A 26,427-nucleotide genomic window follows, 5' to 3' on the forward strand; every position below is an offset into this window, starting at 1 on the left:
TCGCGTCTCGTCAGGTGTGGTGCTCCTCCGTGCCCAGGCCGAGAGCCCTGCAGAGTTGTTGCACGCTTTCGTAGTCGAAGCCGTCCACCGGCAACCCGTCGAGGAGGTCCACCAGGTGGTCGGGGGCCGACGTCCCGCGCAACCGTGCCAGGAGCGCCTCGCGATCGGCGGGGTAGACGTCGTGTCCCAGGTAACGCGCCAGATCACTCCGAACCCGCACGTCGCTCGCGCTCATCCCGGATGGCGTGCCACCCACACCCGAAGCCCGCTCGACGAGGTCCTCCGGCGCGCCGGTGGGGACGTTGTCATGCTCGTGAGTGGTCATGTCATGACGCCTACCCGATTCACTTCGATCCGGAATCCCGTACGGCAAACCGATCCGGAATCCGGTCCGGCAAACCGGTCGATCCCAGGAAAGACGGGAAACTCGCCCGGCCCCGTCGTCACCCAGGCGTCACCGCAGCAAAGCGTCCGGCCCGTCCGCACTCGACCGCGTCCGCGTCGGGGTCACCCGACGATCCCCATCGGCGGGCGCGGAGCGCCGATACGCGTCCGCCAACCACACCAGTGCCAGGGCCATCCCCTCGCCTTCGACCGACTCCGCCGCCGCTCGCTCCGCTAAACGATCCGGATCGAACCCGTTCGTCCCCATGACGCACGTCCCTTCACCCGGCCGGCCGCCCGTCCCGGGCGCCTCCAGCAAGGCTGTCCGCGTCGGCCGCGGACATGCACGACGAATATCGAAATTCGAGGGAAAGACCGGCGAACCCATCCAACCGGGCTGGGGCGTCCCGCATTTCGCATCCCGCGCTCGCGCGCGAACACGCGTGCGCAGGTGCGAGGCGGCGCCTACGCGGCCTGGCCGGCCAGGAGCTTTCGGGTCACGGTGGTCAGGCGCGCGCCCTGGTAGCGGGCGGCTTCGAGAATGTTGTCGCCGGGCTCGCCGGCGCCGGACGCGTGCGCGGTGCCGTACGGGTTGCCGTTGGCGCCATACACGACCGGGTCGGTGTAGCCCGGCGACACGATCAGCGAACCCCAGTGGTGCAGGGTGTTGTACAGCGCCAACAGCGTCGACTCGTTGCCGCCGTGCAGGTTCGCCGCGCTGACGAAACCGGTGGCCGGCTTGTCGATGAACACGCCCTGCTGCCACAGCCCGCTGGTCGTGTCGATGAACTGCTTGAGCTGCGAGGAAATATTGCCGAACCGCGTCGGCGAGCCGAACGCGTAGGCGTCGGCCCACACGAGGTCGTCCAGCGTGGCGACCTCGACGTCCCGGGTGGCATCGACGTGCGCACGCCACGCCGGTACGGAGTCGACGACCTCGTCGGGCGCGAGTTCGGGCACTCGGCGCAGGCGTACCTCGGCACCGGCCTTCTCCGCGCCTTCCGCGACGGCCCGGGCGAGTTGGTGGACGTTGCCCGTGGACGAGTAGTAGACGACGGCGATCTTGGTGGTCATGGCGAAACCTCCGGCAGCGACTAATCGGATTGCTATCCGCTTCGATGAGGAGTCAAGCGGATAGCAATCCGTTTGGCAAGTGGGAAGCGGATGGCTATCCGTTAAGCTGCGACCATGAGCCCATCGCCTCGCATCGATCTCCCGATGGCCGAACAGCCTCCGCCGGAACGGGCCGACGCCGCCCGCAACCGTCGCCGGATCCTCGATGCCGCGGGCCGGATCGTCGCCGAGCGGGGTCCCGACGCGCTCACCATGAACGCCGTCGCGCATGCCACCGGGATGGGCGTCGGCACGGTCTACCGCCGGTTCGGCGACGTGGCGAGCCTGCTGTTCGCACTCCTCGACGAGCGCGAACAGGTCTTCCAGGCCGCCTTCCTCTCCGGCCCGCCCCCGTTGGGTCCGGGTGCGCCCGCCGCCGACCGCCTGCGCGCGTTCCTGCACGCACTCGTCGATCGCGTCGTGGAGCAGCACGCGATGCTGTTGGCGGCGGAGATCGCCGATCCGTGCGTGCGCTACACCAGCGCCCCCTATCGCGCGATGCGCATCCACACCGCGATGCTGATCGGCCGGCTGCGCCCGGACGCCGACGCCACGACCGTCGCGGACTTCGTGCTCGGCCCGTGCGGACCGAGCCTGCTGCACCACCTGCGCACCGACCGAGGCCTGACGCCCACGGAGATCAAACGGGCACTCGACCAGACGCTGGAGCTGTACGGCCTCGACGCACGCCTCGACTGACGGGCACGCGTCACCGGGCCACGAACCGCCCACGCCCCTCGACGCCCGCCCACGAGCCCGCCTCGCACCGCCCCGGGCCCGCCCGGAGCAGCTCCTCGAGGATGTGCGGGGCAGTCGTGGACGGACTCGGGACCCTCGTGCACGAGCTCTTCGTGCACCCTGCCGGAGGGTCGCGCCCGATCAGGTCACGCCTTCGGCGAGGACGGGCAGGCCGAGACGACCCGAAAGCAAGCCGAAGCGACCCGCAGGACCGAAGTCCGCGCCGCGCTCGGCGGTTCGCGCTCAGCCGGCCACCTTCGCGGCGAGGTACTCCTCCCACGTCCTGACACCCACCGCGTTCTCCGGCGTGACCAGCCCCCCGGCGCGCAGCCCGGCGCCCGCCCTGCCCGGGACCCGCACGGGCAGGACCCACCGCCGCTTGCCCACCGCCTTCAGCCAGGAACGCGCCAGGTCCCCCACCCGGTACACCCGCGGCCCGCCCAGGTCCGCGACCCGGCCGGCCGGCGCGCCCTGCGCCAACTCCACCAGTCGGTCGGCCACTTCGCCCTGGTCGACGGGCTGGCACACGGTCTTCGACGGGACGATGACGAACGGCGTCTTGGACGACACGCCGAACACCTTGTGCAGCAGCTCGGGGAACTGCGTCGCGCGCAGATTGCTCCACGGGATACCGGACTCGGCGAGCAACCGCTCACCCTCGATCTTGATCTTGTAGTAGGAGTACGGGATCCGGTCGATGCCGACGATCGAGATGTTCACGATGTGCCCGACTCCGGCCCGCTTCGCGGCGCCCAGCAGGTGCCGCCAGCCGGGAATGTCGTGCTTCGGCTTCCGCGTGTCCGACGCGCAGTGGATGACCGTCGCGACGCCGTCGAACGCCGCGTCGAGACCCTCGCCGGTCCGCAGGTCGGCGGTCACCCAGGTGACCCCCGGGTCGTCGGGCAGCACCGCCCCGCGGGTCATCGCGCGCACCGGCAGCCCGGTGCGCCGGACCCGATCCAGCACCTCGCGCCCGAGCACACCGGTCGCGCCCGTCACCAGGATCACGTTCTCGCTCATCGGTCCTCCTCGCTACGGGGACGCCGCACCGCCGCGACGTCGCCCTCGTCAGCAAGGAACCGGGCGGCTATGCGTTACGTGACAACTCTCGGCATTGTTCTTCGAGGAATTTCAGCTTCGCCGGATTCCGGACGATCCGCACGCCCGCGATGCCCTCCGCGCCGACCTGCGTCACCGCCACGGTCGTGAGCGCCCCGCCCTCCCAGCCCAACAGCGCCGCCTCGCCGTTGACCTCGGCGAAGCCGAATTCCATGTCGGACGAGAAGCGCTCCACCAGACCCAGCAGGAACCGGGCCACCTTGTCGCGCCCGGAGACCGGTCGCGTCGACGCGGAGACCTTGCCGCCCCCGTCGGACCACGTCACGACGTCGTCCGCGAGGAGCGACTCCAGCTGTTCGAGCGCTCCCTCGGCCGCCGCCGTCAGGAAACGCGCCAGCAGGTCGGACCGCACCTCCGCGGAAACCTCGAATCGCGGCCGCCCGGACACCAGATGTCGCCTGGCCCGCCGGTACGTCTGCCGGGAATTGGCCTCCGGCCAGTCCAGCACCTCGGCGATCTCCCGATGGCTGTACCCGAACGCGTCCCGCAGGACCACGACCGCCCGCTCCGGCGGCGACAACCGCTCCAGCATCACGAGCATCGCCATCGACACCGCGTCCCGCTGCTCGGCGGTCTCCAACGGCCCGAGCGCCCCCGCGTCCGTCCGCACCGGCTCGGGCAACCACGGCCCGACGTACTCCTCACGCCGCGCCCGCGCGGACGTCAGCCGGTTGAGGCACAGATTCGTCAGCACCTTGGCCAACCACGCCCCCGGCACCTCGATGTGTCCCCGATCGGCCGCGTGCCAGCGCAGGTACGCGTCCTGCACCGCGTCCTCGGCCTCGGCCGCCGACCCCAGCATCCGGTACGCGATCCCGAACAGCCGCCCCCGCTGCGCCTCGAACTCCGCGGTCGGGTCGGGGAGGGCGTCGGTCGTCACGAAATCCACCGTACAAGCCCCGCGCCACCGGGCCCGCCACCGCGCCGAATTCCAGGCAGGCACATCGCAGGCGCGCACCCACCACCCGACCACGGTCCGCCGGCCACCGAGTCGTTCGTCCTCGGCGTCTCCACGGCCGCCGGGCAACGAGAAAGCCCCGGACGACCTGACGTCCGGGGCCTTTCTTCAAGGTATATTGGATGGTTCTGAATACCGGTTTTTTCACGGCATTCGGGAATCTCAATGAAGGCATAATACCCGTCCGGGAGACGAATTGTCAAACGCCGAATTGCGATACGAGCAGGAATTCGTCGACGCGCTCTACGCACGCCTCGCGGACCTGCGTGCCCAGGCGGAGGCCGCCGTGACGAGCGCGCTCGGGCGCGAGCACGACGGCACCCGGCAGGCACGCGTCGAGCGGGACATCGCGGTCTTCGAGCACTCGAGCCTGCGCGCGGCATTCGACGCCGGCGCCAACGGCCTGTGCTTCGGGCGATTGTTGTTCCGTGACGGCGCCGACCATCACATCGGACGGATCGGAATCCGTCGCGACGACGCCGAACACACCCCATTGATCATCGACTGGCGCGCCGACGTCGCACGACCGTTCTACCTCGCGACCGGGCACACTCCGATGGGCCTGCGCCGCCGGCGGCACATCACCACATCCGGGCAGCGGGTCACCGCGCTGCACGACGAGATCCTCGACCTCACGGACGACACCCGCACCGGCTTCGAGGGCTCGGACGCCGACGCGGTCCTGCTCGCGTCGCTCGACGCCCGCCGCACCGGGCGCATGCACGACATCGTGCAGACCATCCAGGCCGAGCAGGACCGCATCATCCGTGCGCCGCACCACGGCATCCTCGTGGTCGAGGGCGGCCCGGGCACCGGCAAGACGGTCGTCGCACTGCACCGCGCGGCGTACCTGCTGTACGCCAACCGCGAGCAGCTGACCCGCCGCGTCGTGCTCGTGGTCGGCCCCAACCCCGCCTTCCTCGGCTACATCGAGGACGTCCTGCCCTCGCTCGGCGAGACGGGCGTGCAGTTCGCCACACCCGGCGAGTTGTTCCCGGGCGTCACCACGACCGCCGTCGACACCCCCGCGGCGGCCGAGGTCAAGGGTCGGGCCGCGATGGCCGAGGTGCTCGCCCGCTTCGTGGCCGACCAACAAACGGTGCCGGAGACGCCGTTGGTGATCGGACACGACGATGGCGACCTGCTCCTCGACGCGGGGATTGTTCGGGCCGCCCGGAGCAAGGCGCGTGCGACCTTGTTGCCGCACAACCTCGCCCGCGCGGCGTTCGCGTCGCGCGTGATCGACGGCCTCGCCGAGCAGTTGGTCGACCGGCTCGGCGCGGACCCGTTCGGCGGGCCGAACTTCCTCGGCTCGGAGGAGGTCGCGCAGTTGGCGATGTCGGTCGCCGAGAGCCCGGCCGTGCAGGCGGCCGTCGACGAGTTGTGGCCGCGCCTGACCCCGCAGGGGTTGCTCTCGGACTACCTCGCCGAACCGGTGTACCTGTCCGACGAGGACGCTGCGGCGATCCGGCGGCCGGCCGGGTACGACCCGGTCTTCGGGACGTGGACCACCGACGAATGGACGGTGGGCGACGTGCCGTTGCTCGACGAGGCCGCCGAACTCCTGGGTGAGGACGACTCGTTGGCGCGGGCCGCGGCGGATGCCGAGCGCCGGCGGCAGATCGCCTACGCGCAGGGCGTGCTCGACCTGTCCTACGGCTCGCGCACGCAGGAGTTCGAGGACCGCGACGACGAGGAGTCCGAGGTGCTGAGCGCGCACGACCTCGTGGACGCCGAGCGCCTCGCCGAACGCCAGGAGGAGTTGGACCACCGCACCTCCGCCGAGCGCGCGGCGGCGGACCGCACCTGGGCCTACGGCCACATCGTGGTCGACGAGGCCCAGGAACTCTCGGCGATGACCTGGCGGTTGCTCATGCGGCGCAGCCCCACCCGGTCGATGACCCTGGTCGGCGACCCCGCGCAGACCTCGGAGCCGGCCGGGTGCGGATCCTGGGAGCGCATCCTGGTGCCGTACGTCGAAGGTCGCTGGGAGCGGGTCCGGCTGGGCGTGAACTACCGTACGCCGACCGAGATCATGCAGGTCGCCGCCGACGTCATGCGTGCCGCCGACCCGGGCTTCGAACCGCCGAGGTCGGTGCGCTCGACCGGGGTGAAGCCGTGGTCGCGCCACACCGGGGACCTGCCGGGGGCCGTGGCGTGGGCCGTCACGCACGAGGGGGTCGCCCCGGAGTCGGGCTCGGGGGACGGGACCGCCGGCCGCGATCCGCAGGTTCCGGCCGAGGGGCGCCTCGCGGTGATCGCGCCGCGCGACCTGATCGACGCGGTGGCGACGGCGGTCCCGCACGCCGAACGAGGCGTCGAGCCGGACCTCACCCGGCCCTTGGTGCTGCTCGACCCCAAGCAGGCCAAGGGCCTGGAGTTCGACGCGGTGATCGTGGTGGAGCCGGCCGCGTTCGCCCTGGCCGACCTGTATGTGGCGCTGACCCGCGCGACACAGCGGCTCGGCGTCGTGCACACCCGCGACCTCCCGCCGGGGCTCGCCGGTCTCACCCAGGCGGGCTGACCGGCCCGGGCAAGGTGACCGCATGCGCGCGGGCGAGACCCGTCCCGCCCGCGCGCATGCGTCCCGCGCGCATGCATCCCGCGCCATCCGTCACACGTCGGCCTGGAGGCGTTCCGCCAGCTTTGTCGTGGTCCAGTTCAGGAACCTTCCGCGTTCGGGTGTGTCCGCACACGCGATGCGGAATGCCCGCTTGATGGCCGCGGCATTGACTGCCCCCGCGACGGTGGCGACCGCGTCGCGCAGTCCGCTCCGGAACGGGTCCCCGTACCGGGAAATTTTCGAACCCGACCAGTAGTAGGGCTTCTGCCACAACTCCTGCAACTGGCCGGCGGGCGTCGCGCTGGTCAGCCGCAAGCCCCGGCGGGCCCACTCGGCGCTGTCGGGGTGTTGCCACGGCGTGCTCGGATCGGCCTCCTTCGCCGCTTCCAGCGCGTCGTTGATGTCCTGCCAGCGGAAGGTCCCGTAGGTGAGGGCTCGCGGATCGACGGCCTGCGGTTCGGGACCCCGGTCGCTGCGGTGGGCGAGCACGGCCACGAGCCGGCCGGCGAAGTCGTCGGGATCGATCTCGCCCGACATGACGTCCACGCGTGCGGCCGCCGCGCGTTCGGCCGCGTACACCAGGGTGCAGTGCAGCTCGCGGTCGTCCAGGTCGCGCAGTCGCCGAAGGAGCGGTTCGCCGGGCCGCAACGAATCCCCCCTGGTCACGATCACGGCCGCGTTGGCCTCCGTCCACAGGACCAGTTCGGGATCGCCGGCCGTATCGGCGCAGTGGCTCATGACGCGCAGCGTGCACGGCTGTTCGGCGCAGGCGGTGCCGCACAGTACGCTGCGCCGGCCGCGCAGCGGTGGGTCGGTGGCGACTCCGTCCTCGCTCTCGGACCCTTCGCCGTACGGCATGGCGACGAGCACGGGCACGTCCATGCCGTCGGTGGCCACCGCCGCATGCCCCGGAGGCAGCGCCACCACCCGTTCGTGCTGGGTGCCTTGCAGGTTCACCGCGCCGCCGACCATCGCGCGGTCGTCGGCGGCCGGGAGCCGATGGATGATCTTCAACGCGCTGTTCTTCACGACGTCGGACAGGATCTTGGTGGGGATCTGTTCGACGACCACGACGCCTTCGCCATAGGCGCGGATCTCGGCGAGCAGACCGGCGAACAGTTCCGCGGCCGCGAGGGAGATCCGGTTGCCACCCGCCCGCAGAAGGCGGTGGGCCTCTTCGACGACGGTGACATGACGCAGTCGGCCGGGCACGGCGGAATCGGTCCGCACCCGCAGGTGCTCGACGATGCGGATCAGGACCGTGCCGATGACGAAGGCCTTGTCCTGGTCATTGGAGATGTTCTCGAGCTGGAGCACGACGTTGCCCTCCAGCAGCGCGGCGATGTCGAGCGGGTGTCCACCCTGGAAGAAACGGCCGCACGCGCCTTCGCGAAGGCCGGCGATGCGGACGTCCACAAAGCCTCGGACATTCCTGGTGACCTCGCTGCCGTAGCCGATCGTCCGCACCACGTCGATCGCGGCCGTGCGGAGATCGTCGAGCGTGGGATAGCGCGCGGCGCGCGGGACGTCCGGATCGTCCACCAGGAACTTGGGTTTGTACGGCGGGCGTTGCTCCCCGCCGACCACATCCCACCCGGAGTCGCGATAGCACTTGCTCATGGCTCGGGCCAACACCTGCGGCAACGGCTCGTGCGTGTCGAATGCCGCCAGGAAGAGTGCCCGTGCCAGGTCCATGTGGCTCTGCAGGGGAAACCCGGGTTCGGGCTCCAGCGGATTCAGTCCGGCCGGCGCCGTGTCGGGGTCGCCGGGGCGGATGACGGTCACCCGGTGATCGGGGCCGAGCCGGCCGGCCATCCGGGCGTACTCCGCCTTGACCGGCTCGATCACCAGCCACGGCACGGGCTGGGGGTGCGTGGACAGTTCGCCCAGGAGCGAGCGTACGGTCTGGGACTTGCCCGAACCCGTCGCCCCGCAGACGAACGTGTGCCTGTTGAGCGTCGACCGCGCGACCCGCATGGGTCCCATCGGGGTCTGCGTCTCGTCGAGCGCGTCACCGATCAGGAACGCGCCGTCATCGAGCTCCGGGTAGGTGAGACCGAAGGTGTTGGGCGGGAACATGTGCAGTCCCGCCGTCTCCAGGACCGGCGGTCGCGCGAGCGCCCCCAGGAACTCCGTCGTGGCGGTGAACGGCCAGGTGCCGCCGCTCACCGGGTCGGGCAGGCGATCCTCCGGTGCCGCCCAGCTCCCGGCGAGGTCGCTCACACCGCGCGTCGGTGTGAGCAGGAACGGTTGGTCGGTCACATCCGCGGCACCGCACAACAATCCCGCGGCGGCATGTGCCGTCGCGGGGTCCGCGGCTCCGACCAGGATCCGGACGTCCCACATGCCGGTCGCCCGCGACCGGGCCAACGCGCGGCGTCGCTCGGCCTCGCGCTCCATGACCGCGTGGTCGGTCCGGGTGAGCGGCACGAACAGATCGGCCGGGTCGGGGCCCGCCCAGTCCAGCACCTCTCTGGGCACCGGCTCGGCGATCACCATCCACGCGAACGGCGTGTCGATGTACGTGGCGGCGGTGTCCAGGATCGGCCTCGGCCCGCCCACCGGCCGCGAGGTCGACAAGGTCTGGGTCCACAACATGTCGGGGGCCCCGACACACCGCACCCAGTACGGCAACGCATCGAGCAGGTCCGCGACTTCCCGCTCGGGGAGCGAGATGACGCGCGCCCCGCGCGGGTACGCGACCCTGCCGTGCCCACCGACCGACTCGGCGCCGCCGGCGGGCGGAAAGTACGGTCTGCCGCCCATCAGGAACCGCAGCGGTCCGCCCGGCGTGGGCCGTACCCAAGCGACGGACAGGGCAGGCGGTGGGCCGACGAGCTGGGTGGCCAGCCTCGCGTGCGCCGCGGTCAACGCCGCGAAGGTCGCCGCCTGCGCATGCCGCGCCGCGCCCGAACCGATCGCGCCGAGGTCCCGATTCGCCGTCGTCTTCGGCAGGGAGAGCAGTTGATGGAACCGAAACCCGTGATACACGCTTTCCAAGCGTCGACTCTCCTCGCGTCCGCGCATGCCAAGGTCACCGGGCGCGGACCGGACGCCCTGGCAGGTCTCCTGTGTCCCCTCATTCAAGAGCACCTGCGGCAGCCGAAGCTATCCCTTTGGCGCGGCACCCGCGGCACCATCGGACGCGACGACACCAGGGAAGTTGCGCCCAAGCCCAGGCTCGGGAGCCAGGCCGGGACGCCGGCGCCGTCCCCGGTCGGGGCCGCTGACGGACCCCGGGACCCGAGGTCCGGCCGGGTCATCCGCCGGGTGGCGGGGTGAGGTGATAGCGGGCGATGACGTCCGGCAGCCAGTCCGGGTGGCCGAACTCGAGGCCGTACGCGGCGCCGAGTGCGGCGACGTCCTCCGGGGCGGGCGGGCCGTCGGCGAGAAGGTCCGCGATTTCGCGGAAGAAGTTCTCGAAGCCGGCCGGGCTGATGACCTCGATCATGCGGGCCGGGGTCGGGCCGGCGTTCCACATCGTGTGCATTTCGCCGCGCGGCTTGGTGATGTAGCCGCCCGCGCCGAGGACGGTTTCGCGCTCACCCGAGCGGAAGCCGATCTCGCCCTCGGTGACGATGGAGTACTCGTCCTCGCGAGTGTGCAGGTGCGGGGGCACGAGCGCGCCGACGGGGAACGGGTGCTCGACGATCGAAACGCTTCCGCCGGTGTCCCGGCCCCAGAGTTTGAAGGCGACGCCGATGCTGCCGAGGTCGCCGTCGGCGCCTTCGCCGGGCCGGACGATGGTCAGGTGAGGTGCCGGAGTCGTGCCACTCATGGCTGCGGCCTCCTTGGGAGATTTACCGATGGAAAGGTGTTCCTCCAATATTCGAGTCTGCTCCTTTCGCGTCGTGTTCGCAGGACCGGCTCACGCGGCGGGTACTGCCGCGCCGGACGACCGGGCCGGTCGTGGACCCCGCGGAGCGGCTGTGGGCGGGCCCGGCGGACCTGTACCGGTTCCATCGCTGCGGCGCGCAGACGCTCGCGCTCATCCATCCGCCGGCGGTCGCGATGCGAGGAGCACGGCCTGACCGAAAACACCGATCACCGATCCGGTGCGCGACACATCGGCGATGTCCCGGCAATCCCAATGGTGTTCATCTACAGGTCGGAATCCGGCGTGCGGAGTTCGCTCGTCGGCGGGCATCGCGGTGCCGAGCGTTCACCTGGTGCCGGCACGGTCGATGCAGCCAAGCGTCGAGATCCGGTCATTCGAGCTCGACCCACCGTTGGGGCCGCCTTGTCCACGGGTTGCCCGGACATGCGAAAGGGCTTTACGCGTGTGGGATTTGCCTCCGTCGACGGTTACCCAGCGAGCTTCCTTCTCGACGAGGCAGCCCTCCGAGCCGCCGGCGGTGGGTAACCGATGAGCTCCCTGCAGAAGCGCAGAGGGCCCAACGTCGAACTCGAAGCACTGGTCTTCCTGTTCGGCATCATCGCCGTGGTGGTCCTGCACGGGATGTTGTGGCTCGCGGCTTCCTGGGGCGGCGGACCGACCGAACAGCCCGGGTCCAACCCGCTGGTCCTGGGCGTGCGGCTGATGATCGGCGACTACCGGTGGCCGGGTACCGCGGCGACCGTACTGCTCTGCCTGCAGGTCGCCGCGCTGCTGTTCCTCGCGGCGGTCGGTTGGCGGGTGTTCGCCAGGTTTCGGGGCGAGCGCGAACGCATCGACCGCGCCAATCGCCATCTGGCCTCGTCCAGGGAACTGCACGCGTCCACGACCGCGGGCGTGACCCGTACCGCGGCGAAACTCGGGGTGCCGCAGGGCGCGACACCGGGCGTGTTCATCGGCCGGGCCATTCGCGGCGACCAGGAACTCTGGGGTTCCTGGGAGGACATGCACGTCGACATCTGGGGTCCTCGTACCGGCAAGACGGCGACCCGGGCCATTCCGAACATCGTCGCGGCGCCGGGTGCGGTGGTGGTGACGTCGAACAAGCGTGACGTGGTGGACGCCACCCGGGCCATCCGCGAGGACAAGGGCACCGTCTACATCTTCGACCCGCAGAACCAGGCCGGCGGAAAGCCGGTCTTCTGGTGGAACCCGCTGACCTACGTCGGCGACAGCATCGTCAGTGCGGTCAAGCTCGCCGGCAGGTTCGTGTCGGTCAATCGCCAGAGCCACGCCCGAAGCGACGCGTACTTCGAGCCCGCCGCCCAGGACCTGTTCGCCAACCTGCTCCTCGCGGCGTCGATCGACAAGCGTCCGATCACGCAGGTCTACGTGTGGCTGACCCGTCCCACCGACGACACCCCCGTGCGCATCCTGCGCGACGCGGGTCACCGGATGCCGGCCGAGTCGGTCGAGTCGGTGATCGGCCAGCCGGACCGGCAGCGCGCGGGTGTCTACGGCACGGCGATCCAGATGGCCTCGTTTCTGGTGGCCGACAACATCAACGAATGGGTCACCCCGGGAAGCGACCCCTCACGGCCCGAATTCGACCACAAGGCGTTCGTGCGCTCTCCCTCGGACACGCTCTATCTGCTGTCGGAGGAGACGAACAAGATCGCGGCTCCGCTGGTGATGGCGTTGACCACGATCCTGGCCGAGGAGGCGGACAAGTACTCCCGAGTCCTGCCCAACGGGCGGCTGCCCACTCCGGCGCTGTTCGTCCTGGACGAGGCCGCGAACGTGTGTCCCTGGAAGGCGCTTCCGGACAAGTTCACGCACTTCGGCTCGCGCGGCGTGATCGTCATGGTGATCCTCCAGTCCTGGGCCCAGGGCGTCTCGGTGTGGGGCGAGAACGGCATGTCGAAGCTGTGGGGCGCGGCCAACATCCGCGTGTACGGCGGTGGCGTCTCCGACATCTCGTTCCTGGAGAAACTCGCCAAATCCGGCGGTAACTTCGAGCCGCGAACCACCAGCACCAGCCACAAGTTCGGCGACCACCGGGGCATCAGCCGGTCCTCCCGGCCGGAGGCGGTACTCGACGCCGCGGACCTGATGTCGATGCCCCGCGGCCGTGCCTTCGTCCAGATCAGCGGTTCGCGCCCGACCCTGGTGCGCACGGTTCCGTGGTGGGAGACGGAGTACGCCGACCGGATCCGGGAATCGATCGCCACCCACGACCCCTCCCACGCCCTCTCCGCCGGAGTCGGCATGGCGAAGTCGAGGTGAGTCCCCCGCACCGCGCGTCCGAGGCGCCCGGCGCGGGACCTTCTGCTCGTACCTCGCACTCGTCCTGTGGAAAGATCGTCCGCATCATGACTTCCCTTCCGCTGGACAACGACAGGCAGGACTGGCAGCGACGCATGGACGCGCTGTGGGCCGACCTCGACGCCCATGAGGGCGACGACTTCGTGGCGGCCGTAGGCGCGCTGGTCGCGGAACGACCGGAGGACGACGCCGTCGCCGCGTACTGGATGGGGTCGGCGTACGACTCGACCGGGTACGAGGCGCAGGCCGCGCCGCACTACCGCCGCGCGTTCGCCGCCGGACTGCCGGCCGAGCTGCGTCGACCCGCCACCATCCAATTCGCCAGTACGTTGCGCAATCTCGGCGAGTCGGCCGAGAGCGTCGCGCTGCTCACCGCGGAAGCAGCCGCCGCGACCGACGAACTCGACGACGCGATCGCGGGGTTCCTCGCCCTGTCACTGGTCGACGCGGGCCGCGAGCGCGAGGCCGTCTCGCTCGCCCTCGGCGCGCTCGCGCCACACCTGACCCGCTACAACCGCTCGCTGAGCAACTACGCGCGGGCCCTCGTCGAGGACCGATCCGACGACTCGATCGAGAACGAGAGCCCCTCCTAGCGCGTCTGCCACGCGTTGGTGCGTGCTCAGCGTGTTCGGCGCATTCGGCGTGTTCACGTGCTCGGTGTGTTCGACGTATTCGGAGTGCTCCACGTCCACCGCGTGATCCACGTCCACCGCGTGTTCCACGTGTTCCGTGTGTTGCCGCAACGTGCGTTCGCCTTGGGCCCGTTGCGAGCAGACCGGCGGCCCGCCGACTCCCGCTTCCGCGACTCCAACCGGGTTCGTCGATTCGCGTTCGGTGGATAGCGGTGCCGTGGACCCGGCCCTAGCATGCCGGCAAGCCAACCGTTCGCTCGGGCTCACGGAGGACACATGCATGGTCGGCGTGCAGCGCTGGCAACGATGGTGGCGGTGACCTGTGTTGTGGGCCTGCCGGGCGTCGGGCAGGCCACGCCCGCGGCCGGCGGCAAGGACCTCGTCACCAACGGGGCCTTCGAGCCGAATCCCGCCTATTGGTGGACCACCGGTGCGACCACGGTCAAGACCGTGGACGGGCGGGCGCGGGTCACGGTTCCCGATCACACTCGCGTGCCCTGGGATTCGATGCTCGGGCAAGGTGGTCTGCATCTGACGAATCTCGCCGTGTACACGCTCTCCTTCGACGCCTCTGCGACCACGTCCACCAAGGTTCGGGTCACCGTCCAGTCGCATCTCCCGCCCTACAAGACCGTCTTGGATCGCACCGTCACGTTCGCCGAGAAGACCGGCAGGCATACGCTGCGCTTCCTGGCCATGCCCGGCATCGACGCGACCCAGGTCACCTTCCAACTCGGGGGCCGTGCCAAGGGGTTCGAGGCGACCTTGGACAACGTGTCGCTGTTGCCCACCGGTTCGCAGGTCCCCGGTGTGCCCGCGAAACCCTCGGCCTCCTCCCGCCCCGGCGCGAAGCCGGCCGGCACCCCCGTCGCCCGACCGTCCTCCGCCTCCCCGCCGGCCGGCACGACGACGTCCTCGCCCACCGCCAAGGTTCCGCCGGCGAGTTCGGGCGAGAAGTTCTACACCGACCCGACGAACAACGCGGCGGCGTGGGTACGCGAGCACGGGTCCGACCCGCGTGCGGCGAAGATTCGCACCGCGATCGCCACGCAGGCCGGCGCCCGCTGGTTCGGCGCCTGGAGCGGGGACATCGGCAAGGCGGTGCGTACGTACGTCGACGCCGCCACCGCCACCCGGAGCACGCCGATCCTGGTGCCTTACAACATCCCGGATCGGGACTGCGGCGGCGCGTCCGGCGGCGGCGCCGCCGGTCCGGATGCCTACCGCCGTTGGATCTCCGACTTCGCGGGCGCGGTCGGCGACCGCTCGGCGATCGTGGTGATCGAGCCCGACGCCGTCGCCAACGTCGACTGCATGTCGGCTCAGGGGCGGGATGCCCGCTTCGCCCTGTTGCGCTACGCCACCGAGCAGTTCAAGGCCAAGGCACCCAACGCCAAGGTCTACCTCGACGGCGGCAACGCGGGTTGGATCGCGCCCACCACCATGGCCTCGCGGCTGGCCCAGGCCGGAGTGGCCAATGTGCGCGGATTCGCGGTCAACGTCTCGAACTACAAGACCACGGCGGACTCGGCCGGCTACGCCGAGAAGGTCCGCGCCGCGCTGCCGAACGGCGGGGCACGAACCGCCAAGTACCTGATCGACACCAGTCGCAACGGCAACGGCGGCGCCGACGGCGCGTGGTGCAACCCGGCCGGCGGCAAGCTCGGCACGCCGTCCCGAGCGGGGACCGGCGGTGCCGAGTACGAGCTGTGGATCAAGGTGCCGGGTGACTCCGACGGCCCGTGCGGTATCGCCCCGGGCGTCGCGGCCGGAACCTTCGACCCGAACCTCGCCACCCGCCTGATCGACGGCACCTGACCGTGCCGGCCGCACCCGCGCCGGGTCGGGTCGCGTCGGGTCGGGTCGGGTCGGGTCGGGTCGGGTCGGGTCGGGTCGGCAGGAAGCACGGCGGGGCGCGTCGTCGGTGCAATCGACGCCCCCGCCGGCGCCGGGGTCGAGCGGCCCGGCCGCATGTTGCGAGGCTTCAGTCGGTGGTCGGTGGCGGCGCGAGGTCGTTGGCGACTTCCACGGCGATCTCGATGGCCCTGGTGGCGAGTGGTGAGTGGGTCCGTCCGGCCCGACAGTGCAGGTAGATCTCGCGTGGCGGCAGGGAAGGCCACAGTTCGTGGATGCGGAGCCTGTCGTCGGACGCGATGTCGGCACCGCGGATGGCCAGCCAGGGAAGTACCGCCGACCCCATGCCGGCGCGCACCATCGACAGCAGGGTGTCGTTGACCGCGGTGCGGAAAACGATCTGCGGACGGGCGCCGCTCCGGGCGATCGCCTCCTCCAATCGGGGCTGGTCGCAGGTCGGCGGCCAGGCAAGCAGCGGTGCGCCGTCGAGCAGCGCCGGCGGGACCGGACCGTCGGGGAAGGTCCCGGCGCGCGCCACCAACAGGTACGGATCGTCGAGCAGTTTGAGCTGCTCGACGTCGCCGTCGATGCGGCCGTCGTAGAACAGCAGGTCGAGGTCACCGAGCCGCGGCTGGTCCGGCTCGTCTTCGGACAACCGAATGTCGCAACCGGGGTACTCGTCTCGCAGCCGGCGTACGACCGACGGCAGGATCACATTGGAAACGCTCTGGAACGTGCCGATGTCGATGCGGCCTTCTCCGGCCTTGAATCGGTCCACGGCGTCGGCCAGTGCCTCGGACTTCGCCAGCAGTTCGCGACCGTGGTCGAGGACCACGGAGCCGAGTGGCGTGAGCCGCACCGGCTTGGGGCCGCCCGGCCGGTCGAACACCAGGCCGCCGACGGCCCGTTCCAATGCGGCGATCTGCTGGCTCACCGTCGACTGGGTGTACCCGAGGCGGGTGGCGGCCCGACCGAACGAGCCCTCCTCGGCGACAGCGGCCAACGCCGCCAGATGGCGCAGCTCGACATCGGTCATGCGCTCCAACCTAGTGCCGCCGGCAAGGACCATTGCGATAAGCGATTGAACCGATCGGAAATCATCGCTTTTCGCGATCGAGTCACGGGCTCTAACGTTCCGGACATGACCCCTCAGCAATCACACGGTGAGCAACTCCTCGAAATCAACGGCGCCGAACTGTGTGTCGAGACCTTCGGAGACCGCACGGCCCCGGCCCTTGTGCTGGTCGCCGGGTCGTCGGCCTCGATGGTGTGGTGGGACACCGATCTGTGCGAACGGATCGCCGCCCGCGGCCGGTTCGTGGTCCGGTACGACCATCGGGACACCGGCCGGTCGACCGCCTACCCGCCGGGACGGCCCGCGTACTCGTTCACCGACCTGGCTCTGGACGTGCTCGGACTCCTGGACACCTTGGGCATCGAACGCGCCCATGTGGTCTGTCAATCGATGTTCGGCGGGATCGCACTCATCCTCGGTGTGGACCATCCCGAACGGCTCGCGTCGCTGACGTTCCTCTCCTGCTCGACCGGGGCCGACGACCTGCCGCCGCCGTCGAGCGACCTGGCCATGCCGGCCGAGCCGGATTCCTCCGATGCCGCCGCGCTCGTCGAGTACGTGGTCGCCGCCGCGCGGGCGTACGCCGGTGGTTCGCCGTACTTCGACGAGGACGCCATTCGAGCATTGGTCGAACACGATGTGGCGCGCGCCAAGAGCTACGCGTCGACTCTGGTCAACCACTACGTCATCGAGATCGACGGGCCGACCCGAGGCGGCTTCGGCGACATCGCGGTGCCGACGCTCGTGGTCCATGGCGACCGGGACCCGCTCCTGCCGCTCGCGCACGGCGAAGCGCTGCGGGAGGCGATCCCCGGTGCCGAGCTGCTGACCCTGGAGGGGGCCGGACACGACCTGCCGAGGCCGGTGTGGGACGAATTCGTGGCGGCCCTGGTGCGGCACACGGAAGGAGGCCGATCGTGAGCGGGCTGCGCTCGGCACTGTGGCTGCCGCTCTTCGACGACCTCGCCGACCCGCGGGTGGTGGCGGGCCTCGCCGCCGACGCGGAGGAGGCCGGGTGGGACGGCTGCTTCGTGTGGGACCACCTGTGCTGGCGGGCGCCGGTACGCCGGGTCGCCGACCCGTGGATCGTGCTCGCGGCGATCGCGACCGCGACCGAGCGGCTGCGGCTGGGCCCGATGGTCTCACCGCTTGCCCGTCGACGGCCGGCGAAGGTCGCGCGGGAGACGGCGACGCTGGATCGGCTCGGCGACGGCCGCCTCACTCTTGGTGTCGGCCTCGGCGGAGACCGCTTCGGCGGCGAGCTGTCCAAGACCGGCGAGCAACTCGACGACCGGGTGCGCGGGCGCATGCTCGACGAGTCCCTGACGATCCTGGCCGCCGCCTGGTCCGGCGAGCCGGTGCGCCATCGCGGCGAGCACTACACGGTCGACGACATCGCGTTCCGGCCGCGACCGGTCCAGCGGCCGGGCGTGCCGGTGTGGGCCGCAGCGTTCCCGGGCAGCCCCAAGCCGATCCGCCGGGCCGCCCGGCTCGACGGCTTCTTCCCGGTCAACCTCGAGCACCCGGACCAACTCGCCGAGGCCGTCGGCACCCTCACCGAACTGCGCCATGGTGAGATGGCCTCGTACGACATCGCCATCGCTCTGCCGCCCGATGTCGATCCCGAGCCGTACGTGCGGGCCGGCGCGACGTGGTGGTTGCCGGAGCTCGACCCGGGCGTTCGGCTCGACACCGTGCGCGGCGTGCTCCGCGACGGCCCCGCGGCGTGAGGAGGCCATCACCGTGTTCGACTACGACTCGGAACTCGCTCGGTACCAGGAACGGCTGTGGGACGCCCTCGACATCCACCCCGGCGATCGTGTCCTCGACATCGGCTGCGGCACCGGGCAGACCACCCGGCGCGCGGCCCGAGCCGCGTCGCCGGGTACCGCGCTCGGTATCGACGTCTCGGACCGGATGCTGGCGCGGGCTCGCGATCAGGCCGAGGCGGAAGGGCTCGACAATGTCGGCTTCGTACGGGCCGACGCCCAGGCCCATGCCTTCGCGCCGGAGCAATTCACCGTGGGCGTCAGCCGGTTCGGCACGATGTTCTTCGCCGACCCGATCGCCGCGTTCGCCAACATCGGACGAGCCCTGCGCCCGGGTGCGCCCTTCGTACAGTTGGTCTGGCAGGCCCGCGACCGCCAGGAGTGGGCCACCGCGATCCGGGCGGCGCTCGCGACCGGGCACCCGATGTCGACCTCGGCCGGCGAAGCCGACGCCGCCTTCGCACTGGCCGATCCGGACCTCGCGGTCGGCGTCCTGACCGCCGCCGGCTTCACCGCGGTGGATGTCGTCGACGTCCGCGAGCCCGTCTACTACGGCCCGGACGCCGATCACGCGTGTGCGGCCGTGCTCGGGCTGCTGATCGCCCGGGACCCGCTCGCCGACCTGGACACCGCGTCCGCGGAGCGCGCACGCGATCGGCTGCGCGCGACCCTCGACGCGCACGACACCGGCGACGGCGTGTGGTTCGACTCCCGCGCCTGGCTGATCACCGCGCGCCGGCGTTGACACCTCGCACGAGGGCGCACCGACCCGGCGGGGCACCCATCGGGATATGCCGGACCATTGCCCCGAATCAAATGCCGCCACTGCGCGTGGCAAAATATAACCAGGGTCGCAGCGGTCGGCTTTGCGCTTTGCAAAGGCAGATCGATTTGGTTACCGTGCGTGTCCAAAAGTCCGCAATGGATGAGCATGCCGTGGGCGGCGAAATCGGACGATCAAGGCGTTGACGCGATTTACGGAAATACCGTGAGACTCCGCGGATCGCCCGTCGTCCGGTGTTACGCCGCGACGGTTCTCATGAAATCGAGCCGCGCCGCACCGGTATCGGCCATGTACGACGGAGCAGGTGTGCCCGCATTTCACCGGCATTACGACCAGGCGCTGTTGCGCGAGCTGATGACCAGGAATCGCGCGCATCGGGGGTCCGAAGCCGTCGGGATCCCGTTCGCCAATCCGACGTTGGCCCGCCTGGTGACGGCGGAGGGCTCGCCGACGCACCTGCGCAGGGTGGAGACGCTGCTGAAGGAGCGGGGCACGCTCGATCTGCCGGTGATCGAGGCCGGGAGCGTCCGGGTCGACGGGGAGGCGCGACGGGTCTCCATCGTCGCCGCGACGGACATCGCCGCCGACCCCACCGTGCGGCACGGCGAGATGTCGACGATGTTCTATCTGCGCGATCACGTGCAGGCCGCGAGCGCCATGATGGAGCTCTTCCTGAGCGACCCGGACCGATACGCGACGGAAGGGGCCATCGGGCGCGAGCTGATCCACAGCGCGCTGCACCTGATCTCCACACCCGCGCAACTCGCCCGGTTCGCCGCAGTCGTGGAGCGGGGGGACACCGGGCAGGAGGAATGGCCCCACATATCCCTGTGGTTCGACGACCTCGAGGCCGAAAAGCCGAACGGATGGCGAAACAAGCAGGATTCGTTCCAGATGCTCGCGTTCCTCGTTCTGGACGCACTGGATCGAGGGTTCATCGGCACCGGCGAACTGTTGCCGGCGCACAAGGAGTTCCTGCGCTTCGTGGTGCCGTTTCTCCGGGCGGTCGGTTTCCCGTGCTACGAAAGCTCCGGCTCGTGGGAGGAGGTTGCCGCGCGACGCACCTCGGTGATGGCCGTCGAAACAGCCTTGCTCGACAGAATCAGGGTGCTCGCGGACCACGAGGAACTCGGTTTTCTGGCGGACGGCGACGATTTCACCGCGAGCGTCGGCACGATGGTGGACGCCGGTCTCCGGGAAATCGGCCGGCGGATCCCGTTCGAATCGCCGGACTACGACGCCGATTCGATCCGGCACCGCCGGGCGGACGCGTCCTTGGTCTACCTGCTGATGTACGGCCTGCCGGAACTACTCGCCGAAGGCCGCGTCCCCATCGGCGATCCGGCCCGGCCGATGACCGCGCGCGAAGTGGAGACGGTGGTCCTCGACGCGCTGCGCTCCCTGGAGGACCCGGCCACCGGTGGCCTCATCCGCTATGCGGAGGACTCCTACCAGCGCGTCAACTTCCACACGCACGCGGTGCAGGCGACCGTCCACGCCATCAAGAACGAGATCAAGGCGGACGCGGAGGCCCGCGGGGGCGACCCGGACCTCGACCGCAAGCAGGAGATGCGCGGCCACCTGACGCCGCAGGGGCGCGAGGCCGCCTGGACGCACCCGCTCGGCCAACTGGCCGCGTGGGCCGCCCGCCGAAGTCTGCGCACCCGACGGACCGACCCCGAACAGACCCGGAATTACCGCGAATTCGCGGTGCGCTACCTGAACCGCATGCTGGCCGGCGTCACCGGCGGGAACCAGTGGCACGCCGTGCTCCGCGAGGACGACGGCTACCACGTGCGGGAAGTGCCGGCCTACCGAGTCCCGGAATGCCATGTCACCTACCGTGACGAACAGGGCAGCGAACTGATCGTGCCCTCACCCCACACACCGCTGAACTGGAGCACGGCCATGCTGAGAACAGCCCTCGGCCTGCTCACCACGGAAGACCACGCGCCCGCCCTCGGCGACGCACCCACCACCCCCTCGGCCAGGCCGGTGGAGGAAGGTGGCCGGTAGCGCGACCATGGCCTGTGGCCGGTCTCCGGCGGCGGGTTCGGGCCGGGCGATGACGGTCAGGTGTAGGCCGCCGTGTCACGCACTTCGCCGAATCGGGGGAAGATCCGTTCCACGGTGAAGTCGTGCTCGTCAGCGCTGAACCCGGACATCGCGTCGGCGACGAACTCCACCTCGTAGTCGTGGTCGCTCGCGGCCCGCGCGGTGGACTCGACCCCCATCGTGGTGACCAGTCCGGCGAGCACCAGCGCGTCCACGCCCAGATCGCGCAACCGATCGTGCAACTCGGTGCCGTGGAACGCCCCGACGGTGCGCTTGACGACCAGGACATCGCCGGGCCGGACGAGATCGTCGGGGAAGCCGCTGCCCGGCGGCTGCTCGGTCACGTTCGGCCTCTCCACGCGAACCGCCACCACCGGGCGGCCGCTCGCCCTGAACGCCTCGGCCAACCGGCGGCAACGTGCCAGGACCTCCTCCCCGGAGTGCGGGGCAAGGGGCAGGGCGATGATGCGTGGCATCAGATCGATGAGGAGCAGCGCGGAGGTCACGGAGACGGTGGTAGGCCAGGGCCGGAAGCGGCCCTCCATGACGTGGGGCGCGCTCGCTCGCCGCGCGAATCGGCTAGCGGTACCCGCAGTTGGTTCCCGATGATGTGCGGGCGGCACCGAGCGTGAGGACCGTCCGCAACCATCCGTTTCGAGTCGCCGGATCGGCGTCTTTCGTTCCGGTGCCGGCCCCCGTACGACACGCCAAGGCGTGTCCGGCAGGTCCGCGAGTCGGGCCACGGGTCGGGCGCGCGTTTCCAAGGAGTCCTCGATGAGCAAGTTCGGCCGCAGAGTGGCCGCCGCGACGGCCTCGGTCTCGCTGCTCGTGGGCGCGGGCATCGCCCTGGCGCCGACGGCCGCAGCCGTCGACCACCCCCTGTGCAACGTTTCCAACAACAAGGACCGCGCGGGGAAGATCACCGGCGACAACGTGAGTCTGCGCAAGACCAAGGGGACATACAAGTCCCCCATCCTCCGCGTTCTCCAGAAGAACGCGAAGGTGACCGTCTACTGCAAGGGTCTGGTCGCCGCCGACCAGGACCTCCAGTACTGGTACTACGTCAAGCACAACGCAACCGGCATCAAGGGCTGGGTCTACGCCTCCTACGTCTCGTAGGTCGACCGTCGGACGACGGCCCGGCCGGTCGCGCGCTCCGAACGCCGTGACCGCGCACCGAACGCCGGCTCGTCCGGTTGTGGGTGGCCCGACCCGTGCGCGGGCCGCCCACACTGTCGTACCACCCACCGGAAGAAGACGCGGACAACGGGCCGTGCGGGGCGCCGGTGAGCCGGCCGGGCGTCACCTCCCGCGCCCATCCCGCGCGACGCACCGAAGCCATGGCGCGCCCTCGCGGGCGACGGCATCCGGGGCGTGAGCCGGATCCGGACCGGACGGGATGACGGCGGCCGCACCACACGAAGCAGTCATCCGACGTATACCGCCGCACGTCCCCACCGACCAGGATGACGGGGTCGGATCCAGGTGGAATCCCGCTTCCGCACCGACCGCTCCCGACCGGGGACGACCGGCTCTCCCGCCGAACCCTCCCCACGCCCGGCACAAGCCGGGGCCCACAACGGGCGGAGCGCCCTCGCCGCCACGGAAGGTCGGTTCATCGGTGCAGGACCGAGTCGTCACCATCCTCGCCGACCGCGATCCCGGCCTGCTGCGCCTGACCGCCGCCGCCCGCGCCGTCCTGGTCGTCGCGCTCACCCTGGGCCTGGCGACCGCCTTCGGGGCGTCCGGCCCGGTGCTGATCGCCGGCGGCTTCCTGGGTGTGGTCACCGAACTCGCCGTCGGCGACCTCCGCCCCCGCGACCAGTTGCTCACCTTGTTCGGCGGCTTGTTCGTGTCGCTCGCCGCGCTGGTCGCGGGCGGGCTCCTGGCCTCCGCGCCGACCCCGGTCCGCGTGTCGACGTTCCTCGCGGTGATCCTCGGCTCCGTCTACGTCCGTCGATTCGGCCGACGCGGCCACGGTTTGGGCGTGTTCGGCTTCATGACGTTCTTCCTCACCCAATTCCTCGGAACCGCGGCCGGCCCACACCCGGCACTGCTCGCCGTCGCGCCGGCCGCGATCGCGATCGCCGCGCTCGTGCGCGTGGCCGTGCTCCCGACACCCGGCCCGGCGACGCGCACAAGGGCGCTTCGCGCGTGGGACCGGCTCCTGGCGGCGACGGTACGACAGACCGCGACGCTCTTGCGTACCTCCCCGCCCACCCGCCGCGTCGAACGCGCCCTGAACCGAAGCCTGGACCGACTGCGCGCCTGTACCCGTCTCGTCGAGACCCTGCCCGCCCAGGCGGTGACCGACGCCGAAACGACCCACCGCCGCATCCTCGCCGCCGAGTCCGCCGCTCACCGGCTCGCCGTCATCGGCCTGCGCGCAGCCCACGCCGCCCCGCCGGGACGTGCTCCGACCGACCACCTCGCGGACCGGGACCGGCTGATCACCGAACTCCTCGCCCTGGCCCACGCGGCGCAACACCGAACAACCGACGGACGACGCCTCGACCGCCTCCAGCGCCATCGCACAGAGCACGAACGCCCGCGCGTGAGCCCGGAACTGCGCCACGGCTACCGCGCGATCGGGGAACTGGCCCACACACTCGTCACACCGTCGGCCTCACCACTCTCGCCGCCCTCGGCACGCAAGCCCCAGGCTCAGGCTCAGGTAAGCATTCGCCCAGGCCCGCCCCTCGACCATCAGCCCACGGCTCGCCGCCACTTCTCGTACATCCCGTACCGCCCCACGACCCGTCAGGCCTACCAGGTCACCGCGGCCGCCGCTCTCGCCGCCGCGGGCGGCATGCTGCTTTCCGCGCACCAGTGGTACTGGGCCGTGGCCACCGCGTGGGTCGTCTTCGTCGACATGACCAGCACGGGCCAGATCTTCCTGCGGAGCCTGCGCCGGCTGACCGGCACGATCACGGGCGTTCTCCTCGGCTTCGCCCTGGCGGTACCCGCCGCCTCCGCCGACACCGTGGCGACGGTGCTGCTGGCCGGGTGCCTGTTCGGAATCTTCTACGCTCCGGCCACCGCGTACGGAGCGGTGACCTTCTTCATCACCGGCGCACTGGGCGTACTGCTCACGCTCCTGCACGGCCCCGCCCCGGAACTACTCGTGCTGCGCGTCACGGAGACCGCGCTCGGCGTCGCCTGCGGCACACTCGCCGCCGCCGTGCTGCTGCCGACCACCACGCGGGGCGACAGCGACCGACGGCTGGGCGAAGTCCTCACCGCGCTGCACGAGGTGACCCGCGAACTGCGCCACGACATCGGCGAAGCGGAGCAACTCACCGACGAACCACCGACCGTCGACAGAACCCGTGAACTCGACCGGGCGGCAGCGGAATTCCACCGGTCGATCCTGCCGCTCCTCCATCCACTCAACCCACACCGATCCCAACGCGCCCACGCAGCACTGCTGTTCGCGGCGGTCCAGGTGTGCGTCTACCACGCCCGGTGCCTGACCGCTCTCGCCCGGTGCGCGGCCGGCAACATCGAACCCGCGGATCGCACCCGCCTGGCCCACGCCCTCCTCCACATCGAACACGCCGCACCACACCGCACACGCCACACCAACCACGGAGTCCACGCCCCCACTCCGCAGCCCCCGAGCCCCCACGTCGCCGCACTGACCCTGCTCGCCGACGAACCACCCTTCGCCGACGACCACTCCACCCCGGCCCACCGCCTCGCCCTGCACGCCGAACGCCTCGACGGCACGCTGCGCACGCTGACCACCGACCCGATCGTGTCGAAGCGGTCGACGACGCGTCACCGCCTCCTTCGCCGCTGACCGGCGCCTGCCCCAACCCGCGGGCATCGTGTCAGTCGGTGGTCGCCAGGGCCTCGCCGAGGGCCGAGCACTGCCGATCGACCATGCCTCTCCACGATCCGCATCAGTCGATCTCCCGTGCGATCGATGCTCCCGTTGTGCGTGCTCACCTGCGCGCCTTCGAGAACGAACGTGATCTCGGCCGCGGCCCCGGCCGCGACCGGCCCTCCGGGAATGCGCGCTCGCCGCCGTCCTCGTCACACCGAAACCGGCACCGTCGCCCGACGATCGCGCCGGCGACGGCCTTCCGCGGTCTTGCGCGGCCGGCTCCCACCGCCCGGGATCGGTCTCGTCATCGGGCTCGAGGTGCGGCTTCACTCCAGCGATCGAGCCTCCCGCCGGCGCCGTCGTAGGTCAGCCAGGTCCCGTCCCCGAGCGGGCGTACGTAGCTGTCGAGGGGGCCGACGGGGTACGCGAGCGGGCCGCGTACTTCCAGCGTGCGAGCGTCGAGCAGCCAGTGCCGGGCTCGTTCCGGCTCCCCGTCGGAGTCGACGGTCGTGGCGATCACGGTATCGGCGTCGACGAAGCCGCAGTTGTGGTCCCAGCAGGACGGATCCTCCTCGTCATCGGCCGGCTCGGGCACTCCGATGGCGAGCACGGTGCCGTCCAGCGCGTGGAGTCGCAGGTCCGCTCCGTAGTGCTCGACGGTCAGGAAGCCCGAGTGCGCCGGGTGGACGTCGGCCAGGATGCGGTCCAGTCCCTCGTCGAGGTTCCAGTCGATCAGCCGCTCGCCGTCCCGGCGCGCCCAGTGGAGCAGGACGCCGTCCTGCCCCATACCGATACAGAGACCGACGTGCACACCGTCCGGGTGCGCGAGGTGGTGTGAGCCGGAGGCTTCGCTGTCCAGGGGCAGCCGGGCCAGTTCGCGTCCGTCCCGGGCGTCGAGGACGACCCGGAACTCCTGCCGGTCGTGCTCTTGCGACGCGAACACGACGTGCACCCAGACGTGCCGGCCGTCGTCGGAGACTCGGCACGAACCGTGCTCGAATCCGCGGCACGCCTCCCGACCGCGCCCCGAGTGCGGGTGGTCGACCTCGGACCCCCGGCAGCCGTGCCGGTAATCCCACAACGTCTTCCCTGCCCGGCTCACGGCCCGTACCGCGTGCCGACCGGAGAACACCGCGAACGAGCGGTCGGGACCCACGGAATACACACCGCCGTCCCACTCCGGCCACGGGAGGGGGAAGACGGCGATCGGCTCGGGCTCCCCCGCGAAGACCCGGTACAGGTCGTAGACCTCCAGCTCGGAACCGTTCCGGAGCAGGGCACGGCGCGACCCGTCCGCACGACCCTCGACAGCACGGCCGTTGACCAGCGCGTCGCCACCCGGCAGCGTCACCGAGTCGCGCAGTTGTGCGGCAATCGACATGGCCCCGAAGCTA

20 protein-coding genes and 1 pseudogene are annotated in these 26,427 nt (G+C 70.7%); 11 read left to right on the forward strand and 10 right to left on the reverse strand.

Translation table 11 applies throughout. From position 1 onward, the window contains the following. Positions 1-10 precede the first annotated feature (10 nt). On the reverse strand, positions 11-325 hold the full coding sequence (locus tag OG948_RS40985; RefSeq protein WP_331770055.1) for a DUF2795 domain-containing protein: 315 nt from the start codon (positions 323-325) through the stop codon (positions 11-13). A 524-nt stretch (positions 326-849) separates the two neighbouring features. Beyond that, a complete protein-coding gene (gene wrbA, locus OG948_RS40990) occupies positions 850-1,458 on the reverse strand; it encodes an NAD(P)H:quinone oxidoreductase (RefSeq protein WP_331770056.1) in 609 nt (202 codons plus the stop codon). 114 nt (positions 1,459-1,572) lie between these two features. Between wrbA and OG948_RS40995 the strand changes: the two genes are divergently transcribed. Next, positions 1,573-2,196: a helix-turn-helix domain-containing protein gene (locus tag OG948_RS40995; RefSeq protein ID WP_331770057.1), complete on the forward strand. Its 624-nt coding sequence runs from the start codon at positions 1,573-1,575 to the stop codon at positions 2,194-2,196. Positions 2,197-2,478: 282 nt separating this feature from the next. Here OG948_RS40995 and OG948_RS41000 read toward each other — a convergent pair whose 3' ends face one another. After that, the gene (locus OG948_RS41000; protein ID WP_331770058.1) at positions 2,479-3,255 is read right to left on the reverse strand and encodes an NAD(P)H-binding protein; all 777 of its coding nucleotides are present in this window, start codon (positions 3,253-3,255) and stop codon (positions 2,479-2,481) included. Between the two features lie 67 nt (positions 3,256-3,322). Continuing rightward, on the reverse strand, positions 3,323-4,243 hold the full coding sequence (locus OG948_RS41005; protein ID WP_331770059.1) for an RNA polymerase sigma-70 factor: 921 nt from the start codon (positions 4,241-4,243) through the stop codon (positions 3,323-3,325). 280 nt (positions 4,244-4,523) lie between these two features. Here OG948_RS41005 and OG948_RS41010 point away from each other — a divergent pair, with 280 nt between their 5' ends. Next, entirely contained in the window at positions 4,524-6,836 is a 2,313-nt protein-coding gene (locus OG948_RS41010; protein WP_331773473.1) for an ATP-binding domain-containing protein, read from the forward strand. Positions 6,837-6,926: 90 nt separating this feature from the next. Here OG948_RS41010 and OG948_RS41015 read toward each other — a convergent pair whose 3' ends face one another. Together OG948_RS41015 and OG948_RS41020 are read right to left on the reverse strand one after the other, a co-directional pair. Continuing rightward, complete coding sequence (locus tag OG948_RS41015) at positions 6,927-9,866, reverse strand: ATP-binding protein (RefSeq protein ID WP_331773474.1); 2,940 nt, start codon at positions 9,864-9,866, stop codon at positions 6,927-6,929. A 268-nt stretch (positions 9,867-10,134) separates the two neighbouring features. Continuing rightward, the gene (locus OG948_RS41020) at positions 10,135-10,653 is read right to left on the reverse strand and encodes a cupin domain-containing protein (protein ID WP_331770060.1); all 519 of its coding nucleotides are present in this window, start codon (positions 10,651-10,653) and stop codon (positions 10,135-10,137) included. Between the two features lie 588 nt (positions 10,654-11,241). Between OG948_RS41020 and OG948_RS41025 the strand changes: the two genes are divergently transcribed. From OG948_RS41025 to OG948_RS41035, 3 genes are all read left to right on the forward strand, one after another. After that, positions 11,242-12,996, forward strand: a complete 1,755-nt coding sequence (locus OG948_RS41025; protein ID WP_331770061.1) for a TraM recognition domain-containing protein — start codon at positions 11,242-11,244, stop codon at positions 12,994-12,996. A gap of 86 nt (positions 12,997-13,082) precedes the next feature. Next, a complete protein-coding gene (locus tag OG948_RS41030) occupies positions 13,083-13,628 on the forward strand; it encodes a tetratricopeptide repeat protein (RefSeq protein ID WP_331770062.1) in 546 nt (181 codons plus the stop codon). A gap of 354 nt (positions 13,629-13,982) precedes the next feature. Continuing rightward, positions 13,983-15,485, forward strand: coding sequence for a glycoside hydrolase family 6 protein (locus OG948_RS41035; RefSeq protein ID WP_331770063.1), 1,503 nt, complete (start codon positions 13,983-13,985; stop codon positions 15,483-15,485). 166 nt (positions 15,486-15,651) lie between these two features. On the opposite strand, the gene OG948_RS41040 is transcribed toward OG948_RS41035, so the two are convergent. Continuing rightward, positions 15,652-16,557 carry a LysR family transcriptional regulator gene (locus tag OG948_RS41040; RefSeq protein WP_331770064.1) on the reverse strand — a complete coding sequence of 302 codons (906 nt, stop codon included), beginning with the start codon at positions 16,555-16,557 and terminating at the stop codon, positions 15,652-15,654. A gap of 105 nt (positions 16,558-16,662) precedes the next feature. Here OG948_RS41040 and OG948_RS41045 point away from each other — a divergent pair, with 105 nt between their 5' ends. The 4 genes from OG948_RS41045 (at position 16,663) to OG948_RS41060 (ending at position 21,165) form a co-directional block, all read left to right on the forward strand. After that, on the forward strand, positions 16,663-17,517 hold the full coding sequence (locus OG948_RS41045; RefSeq protein WP_331770065.1) for an alpha/beta fold hydrolase: 855 nt from the start codon (positions 16,663-16,665) through the stop codon (positions 17,515-17,517). Beyond that, complete coding sequence (locus OG948_RS41050) at positions 17,514-18,326, forward strand: LLM class flavin-dependent oxidoreductase (RefSeq protein ID WP_331770066.1); 813 nt, start codon at positions 17,514-17,516, stop codon at positions 18,324-18,326. Before OG948_RS41045 ends, OG948_RS41050 begins: the two co-directional genes overlap by 4 nt. A gap of 13 nt (positions 18,327-18,339) precedes the next feature. After that, positions 18,340-19,110: a methyltransferase domain-containing protein gene (locus OG948_RS41055; protein WP_331770067.1), complete on the forward strand. Its 771-nt coding sequence runs from the start codon at positions 18,340-18,342 to the stop codon at positions 19,108-19,110. 345 nt (positions 19,111-19,455) lie between these two features. Further along, positions 19,456-21,165: a hypothetical protein gene (locus OG948_RS41060; protein WP_331770068.1), complete on the forward strand. Its 1,710-nt coding sequence runs from the start codon at positions 19,456-19,458 to the stop codon at positions 21,163-21,165. 56 nt (positions 21,166-21,221) lie between these two features. On the opposite strand, the gene OG948_RS41065 is transcribed toward OG948_RS41060, so the two are convergent. Then, a complete protein-coding gene (locus OG948_RS41065; RefSeq protein ID WP_331770069.1) occupies positions 21,222-21,710 on the reverse strand; it encodes an isochorismatase family protein in 489 nt (162 codons plus the stop codon). Between the two features lie 268 nt (positions 21,711-21,978). On the opposite strand from OG948_RS41065, the gene OG948_RS41070 reads away from it, so the two are divergent. After that, positions 21,979-22,323 (forward strand): SH3 domain-containing protein, encoded by a 345-nt coding sequence (locus OG948_RS41070; protein WP_331770070.1) that lies wholly within the window; start codon positions 21,979-21,981, stop codon positions 22,321-22,323. A 502-nt stretch (positions 22,324-22,825) separates the two neighbouring features. Then, entirely contained in the window at positions 22,826-25,006 is a 2,181-nt protein-coding gene (locus tag OG948_RS41075) for an FUSC family protein (protein WP_331770071.1), read from the forward strand. Positions 25,007-25,037: 31 nt separating this feature from the next. Here OG948_RS41075 and OG948_RS41080 read toward each other — a convergent pair. Together OG948_RS41080 and OG948_RS41085 are read right to left on the reverse strand one after the other, a co-directional pair. Beyond that, positions 25,038-25,194 (reverse strand): annotated as a pseudogene (locus OG948_RS41080) (TetR family transcriptional regulator); the annotation flags it as partial. A 143-nt stretch (positions 25,195-25,337) separates the two neighbouring features. After that, positions 25,338-26,414 carry a hypothetical protein gene (locus OG948_RS41085; RefSeq protein ID WP_331770072.1) on the reverse strand — a complete coding sequence of 359 codons (1,077 nt, stop codon included), beginning with the start codon at positions 26,412-26,414 and terminating at the stop codon, positions 25,338-25,340. Positions 26,415-26,427: the final 13 nt, after the last annotated feature.

The organism is Embleya sp. NBC_00888 (genome assembly GCF_045207655.1).
In the GTDB taxonomy this organism is placed as follows: domain Bacteria; phylum Actinomycetota; class Actinomycetes; order Streptomycetales; family Streptomycetaceae; genus Embleya.

Bases quoted from the DNA above. Each gene is read 5' to 3' on its own strand.
- OG948_RS40985 (WP_331770055.1), bottom strand. From the start codon at position 325: ATGACCACTCACGAGCATGACAACGTCCCCACCGGCGCGCCGGAGGAC.
- wrbA (WP_331770056.1), bottom strand. From the start codon at position 1,458: ATGACCACCAAGATCGCCGTCGTCTACTACTCGTCCACGGGCAACGTC.
- OG948_RS40995 (WP_331770057.1), top strand. From the start codon at position 1,573: ATGAGCCCATCGCCTCGCATCGATCTCCCGATGGCCGAACAGCCTCCG.
- OG948_RS41000 (WP_331770058.1), bottom strand. From the start codon at position 3,255: ATGAGCGAGAACGTGATCCTGGTGACGGGCGCGACCGGTGTGCTCGGG.
- OG948_RS41020 (WP_331770060.1), bottom strand. From the start codon at position 10,653: ATGAGTGGCACGACTCCGGCACCTCACCTGACCATCGTCCGGCCCGGC.
- OG948_RS41025 (WP_331770061.1), top strand. From the start codon at position 11,242: ATGAGCTCCCTGCAGAAGCGCAGAGGGCCCAACGTCGAACTCGAAGCA.
- OG948_RS41030 (WP_331770062.1), top strand. From the start codon at position 13,083: ATGACTTCCCTTCCGCTGGACAACGACAGGCAGGACTGGCAGCGACGC.
- OG948_RS41040 (WP_331770064.1), bottom strand. From the start codon at position 16,557: ATGACCGATGTCGAGCTGCGCCATCTGGCGGCGTTGGCCGCTGTCGCC.
- OG948_RS41045 (WP_331770065.1), top strand. From the start codon at position 16,663: ATGACCCCTCAGCAATCACACGGTGAGCAACTCCTCGAAATCAACGGC.
- OG948_RS41070 (WP_331770070.1), top strand. From the start codon at position 21,979: ATGAGCAAGTTCGGCCGCAGAGTGGCCGCCGCGACGGCCTCGGTCTCG.
- OG948_RS41085 (WP_331770072.1), bottom strand. From the start codon at position 26,414: ATGTCGATTGCCGCACAACTGCGCGACTCGGTGACGCTGCCGGGTGGC.